This window comes from Flavobacterium sp. (genome assembly GCF_027531705.1).
GTDB lineage: Bacteria > Bacteroidota > Bacteroidia > Flavobacteriales > Flavobacteriaceae > Flavobacterium.
The window spans coordinates 1-4,839 of sequence record NZ_JAPZSP010000011.1; the positions used below are offsets into that span (position 1 = coordinate 1).

The 4,839-nt window shown below is 30.2% G+C and carries 5 protein-coding genes; all 5 read left to right on the plus strand.

The genetic code is table 11. The features are described 5' to 3' along the window. The first annotated feature begins 146 nt into the window (after positions 1-146). The 5 genes from O9267_RS05030 (at position 147) to O9267_RS05050 (ending at position 4,577) form a co-directional block, all read left to right on the plus strand. A complete protein-coding gene (locus tag O9267_RS05030) occupies positions 147-1,262 on the plus strand; it encodes a hypothetical protein (RefSeq protein WP_298176776.1) in 1,116 nt (371 codons plus the stop codon). 533 nt (positions 1,263-1,795) lie between these two features. Next, positions 1,796-2,800, plus strand: a complete 1,005-nt coding sequence (locus tag O9267_RS05035) for a hypothetical protein (protein ID WP_298176778.1) — start codon at positions 1,796-1,798, stop codon at positions 2,798-2,800. A 3-nt stretch (positions 2,801-2,803) separates the two neighbouring features. Then, the gene (locus O9267_RS05040; RefSeq protein WP_298176780.1) at positions 2,804-3,679 is read left to right on the plus strand and encodes an S-4TM family putative pore-forming effector; all 876 of its coding nucleotides are present in this window, start codon (positions 2,804-2,806) and stop codon (positions 3,677-3,679) included. Positions 3,680-3,942: 263 nt separating this feature from the next. Next, positions 3,943-4,284: a type II toxin-antitoxin system RelE/ParE family toxin gene (locus O9267_RS05045; protein ID WP_298176782.1), complete on the plus strand. Its 342-nt coding sequence runs from the start codon at positions 3,943-3,945 to the stop codon at positions 4,282-4,284. A gap of 2 nt (positions 4,285-4,286) precedes the next feature. Continuing rightward, positions 4,287-4,577: a helix-turn-helix transcriptional regulator gene (locus O9267_RS05050; protein WP_298176784.1), complete on the plus strand. Its 291-nt coding sequence runs from the start codon at positions 4,287-4,289 to the stop codon at positions 4,575-4,577. Positions 4,578-4,839 lie beyond the last annotated feature (262 nt).

The following is a 4,839-nucleotide window of genomic DNA, read 5'->3' on the forward strand; positions in this document are numbered from 1 at the left end:
AAGGTTGCGTAAGGAATGTTGGTAACTTTTTTAAAAACCGAAGGGAATTTTTAAAAAAAGTTATCAATGTTCCGATTACAAATCCGTATTTTTGAATTAATTAATAACCTAAAAATGGTCAACGTATTTTAGGACATGACACGAAAATGGAAACAAAGAAAAATATCAAGCGAATTGAAACTATCATTAACTCTGATGGTATTGAAAAAAAAGAAATTGAGTATTTTGATGAAAAGTCAAGATTAATAAAATCTAAAAGGTTTTCAAATAATAAAATAAAATACAAACTAAAAAGAACTTACGATGATATTAACAATATTATCAAAATCAAATCGACTGAATATAGAAATAATTCAATCAGAAAGTATAAATCCATAGTTCATATAGAAAGTAATTTTAATTACCGAATCGAGAAAAAAATTGATTTATTAAATAATCAAACTGAAAAGAATTTTTATTTTACTGAACCAACTATTAACAAAACAATTAAATTAAATGAAACTGAAAAATTAGATTTAAATTATTCGTTAAAAGGAATATTATTAAATCTTAAATTCTCTCAATACAACAATAATAAGCAATTAATTAAAGAATATACGTTTGAAAAACAAACAAATGAATTTGAACCAAAAGTAACTTTAAATGAATCCATTATTTATGATAAATATCCAGATTTAAAGATTATGCTTGAAAAATTCAATTTCAATTTATTTGGAGAAAAAGTGAATAATGAATTGGAAATAACAAATTTTTTAAATCTAAAAGAATATGTATATGAAAATGGAAAGCTAATTAAAATTATAGAAAAAGTTATTTGCAAAGATGAAGTTAATGATGAAAATTTAGATTTATTCATAACTGAAGTAGAAAAATATGATACAAAAGGCATGCTAATTGAAAGGTTTACTGAAGGTTGTGGAGATAGTGCCTTTTCTATTCCTAACAGTACAATTTTTGAATATAAATACAATTCCGAAAATCAACTTATTGAAAAAAAACAAGATAATAATTTGATAACTAAATACACATATGAAAATAAAAAAATAAAAACTGAAATAATTACAGAATTTACTGAAATTAGATTTGACCAATTTGGAAATTATTTTGAAGACTTTGAGATTAAAAAAATTATTCAATCTATTAAAACTAAAGTTTATGATGATAGAGAAAATCCTATTGAAGAAATTAAAGAATATTTTAATGAACAAAAAAATATTTTAGAAATAAGTGAGAAAGTAATATACAAATATGAATATTGGTAAAAAAACAACGCACAACAGCTGTTTCTAGCAATGGCTAGGCTTGGGATTTATTTATAAAACTTCTGTGAAAATCTTTTTTCTTACAAAACAACTTTCGTTTTCAAATATTCGGTATATTTGTTGTTGTCAGTGAGTAAATTACGCCACTGCCAGAAGCAGCAAAACGTTATAAGCTAGTTGCAGAAAATTTTTTCTGCGAAAAATTTTCTGCTCATTGGAGTTTGCTCATTGGAATAAATAATTAGAAAGTTTACGGAAAATGGAACGTTCTTCTTTTAAAAGAAAGTTCATTGGTAATGGAGAAATCTCAGGGCTCAACCAGCTTATAACCGCCGTTACCCGAAATTGCTGTTTTCGGTAAGTTGTCAGCTTTTTTTCCTATTTTCGTTTTCGGTAATGGAGAAAACTCGGTTGCCAAGCCGCAACTTCGGGTAGCGGCCAAACGTTAGCGGTCAGGCAAAAAAGACTGCTGAAAGTTAGCAAATAAAGTATATAATGTATTTCGAAAAGATAAACCAAGAAGTTAATTAACTATGGCAACAACAGTCTATAATGCTTTCAACACATTTATGAAAGATATTGTTCGTTTGGACGATGAACGTAATAGTGTAGCAAAGAAAAGTAAAAATAATTTACTTACAGAAATACAGAAATTCCCAAGTGATGGAAAATTTCTTGATTTTTACACTGAATATATGAGCATTGATTATGGCTCTTTTTCACGTAAGACCAAGATAAGACCTTTAGATGACATTGATTTAATGATTGTTCTGCACGCACAAGGCAATTGGAGAGAAGAAATTGTGGGAGGTTATAGAATTCGAGTCCGACAAGAAGCAAACAAACAATTGACACTATGCAATCCGGGAACTGACGTGCTTAACTCTATAAAAGTTATCAATAAGTTTAAAGAATACCTCGCAAATGTTCCCTCATACAAGAAAGCAGATATAAAAAGAAATCAAGAAGCAGTAACATTAGAGCTAAACTCCTATGAATGGGTATATGATATTGTTCCTTGTTTTCAAACTGCACCCGATAATTTCGGCACAACCTTTTTCTTAATACCAGATGGAAGTGGAAATTGGAAAGCAACCGACCCTAGAATTGATAAAAACAGAACTTTAAATATTAATAGTAAACAACAAGTTTCTGTCCATGACATAATCCGAATTATGAAATACTGGACTAAACGCCCTACAGCATCTACGATGGGGTCATATTTTCTTGAATGTATGATTTTGAATTATTATGACACTGCAAATGTCAATAGTAGTACATACGTTTATAAGGAATTACCAAACTTGTTTGCATATGTCTATCATCAAATACACAAAAGTTTAAATGATCCCAAAGGCTTTCAAGGTGACTTAAACACACTGACTTGGAGCGAAAGAAATTCGATACAAGAAAGAGCTAAACTTGATTACAACCGCTCTAAAGAAGCTCTTGATTTTGAGACAAACGGAAAGCCAAAAGAATCTATCGAAAAGTGGGGCGAAATATTTGGATCTGAATTTCCAACATACAATATTTAAAACATGAATGATATAAAAAAAAATCAAGATTTACCTCAAAATATGCTGTTGTTAAAGGCACAAAGGGTCATATATGCGAATGCTAAGAAAATATACAGGTGGCAGCTTACTATTACCATTATTGTAGTAGTCATTTTAAACTTTGTGAAGCTAGTTCAGAAAGACTTTATAAATATTGACTTAACACCTTATATAGCTATAGTTTCTGTTTCAATCACTTTAGTTGATTTACTTTTTTTATCTGGCTATTTATCGAAGTTCAAAACCAATGGTGCAAAAGTGCAGGAACTATTTGACTGTCGTATATACAATATGGTATGGAATGAAACAAACAGTGGCGATATGCCAGAAAACTGGATTATAGAGGAAGCTGAAAAGAACTATGTCCACAATTCCAAAGCCCCGCTGACAAATTGGTATCACATTGACCTTGATGGTTTAAAACATGAGGAGGCAATACTCCGTTGCCAAGAAACAAATTTGGAATACGATCGAAAGTTGAGATTTCATTTCAAGAATGATTGTATAATTATTTGTTTAATCATTGTCGTAAGTTCATTTGTTATTGCTACAATTGTGAATGCTTCATTACAAGGCTACTTAACTAATTTTATTGCTCCAACCTTACCATTAATTGTTATTTTGATAAAATTAATTTTAGACAATCAAAAAGCAGTTAAATCATTGGAAGAAGTACGAAAGGCCGCTAGAAAGCTTCGTAACTCTTCAGAAATTCCCTCAATGAATCAATTAAGACAAGTGCAAGATAAGTTATATTGTAGCAGAAAAGACAGCACATTGATACCTGAAAATTATTATCAATATAGAAGAACAAAATTGGAGCAATCAACCAAAAGCAATGTTGCGAAACAATTATGAAAATAGAATCCATCAACCGTTTCAAAACACTAATCATTTTAACGCAGAAAATGCCCGAACCGCTAACAGCCGTCACGCGATCATTGCTGGTTTTTTCTTAATCGGAAGCTTTGTTTTCACGTTTTACTTTCTATCTTAGTGGAGAAAACTCGGCTCGCTTTTCCGCAACGTCGCGTGGCGGCGAACCGTTGGCAGATATAGTGGGCGAAAAAAATCCTAAAGAAAATTTGTTTTTAATGTAACTTTTAAGTTACCTTTGAAAAATGAAAGTACGTGAAGTCATAGCATATGAAAATCACTTTGAAGATTTTCTTCTTGAGCAACCAAAAAAGGTTCAAGACAAAATATTCAAAATAATTGAGGCAATTGAAATTTTAGAAAGAGTTCCATCGAATTATTTGAAATCTATGGAAGGAACTAATGGCTTGTATGAAGCTAGAATTCAACTTGGGTCAAATATTTGGCGTGTATTTTGCTTTTTTGACAATGGAAAACTTGTAATATTACTCAATGGCTTTCAAAAGAAAACGCAAAAAACTCCAAAAAATGAAATTGAGAAAGCGTTAAAATTAATGACAAAATATTATCAAGAAAAAACTAAATAACTATGGAAACTAAAAGTTGGAAAGAAATAAAAAATAATGTTTACGGTGAAAAAGGAACCGAAAGACGTGACGAACTTGAAAGAGAATTCCAAGGTTTTAAAATTGGTTTGCTTTTAAAAAAAGCTCGTGAAGAAAAAAAATTAACTCAAACAGAGCTTGGTGATTTAGTTGACAAAAAGAGAGAATACATATCAAGAATAGAAAATAACGGAAGTAATCTAACTCTTAAAACTCTTTACGATATTGTAGAAAAAGGTTTTGGCGGAAAAGTAAAAATTCAAATCGAGATATAACTACATCTGCCAACACACGTTTGTGCTAATGGCTAGGTAATTTTTCATCAGAAAAGAATCCGCTGAATCAATTATTTGTGTATTTTTGGTTTGGCTAGTAATCAAACTACGCCACTAGCACAAGCGCCGGAACGTTACCACCAATTATAAAAAACCTCTCGTCCTAAAATAGGTTGACTAAAAATTAAACACTTTTAGTATCCTATGGAAACACCAAAAAAACAACCCTGTCGAAAAAATGATTATCAAAAAATAAGTTTTG

Coding starts and splice junctions, on each gene's coding strand:
- O9267_RS05050 (WP_298176784.1), top strand. CDS start 4,287: ATGGAAACTAAAAGTTGGAAAGAAATAAAAAATAATGTTTACGGTGAA.
- O9267_RS05035 (WP_298176778.1), top strand. CDS start 1,796: ATGGCAACAACAGTCTATAATGCTTTCAACACATTTATGAAAGATATT.
- O9267_RS05040 (WP_298176780.1), top strand. CDS start 2,804: ATGAATGATATAAAAAAAAATCAAGATTTACCTCAAAATATGCTGTTG.
- O9267_RS05030 (WP_298176776.1), top strand. CDS start 147: ATGGAAACAAAGAAAAATATCAAGCGAATTGAAACTATCATTAACTCT.
- O9267_RS05045 (WP_298176782.1), top strand. CDS start 3,943: ATGAAAGTACGTGAAGTCATAGCATATGAAAATCACTTTGAAGATTTT.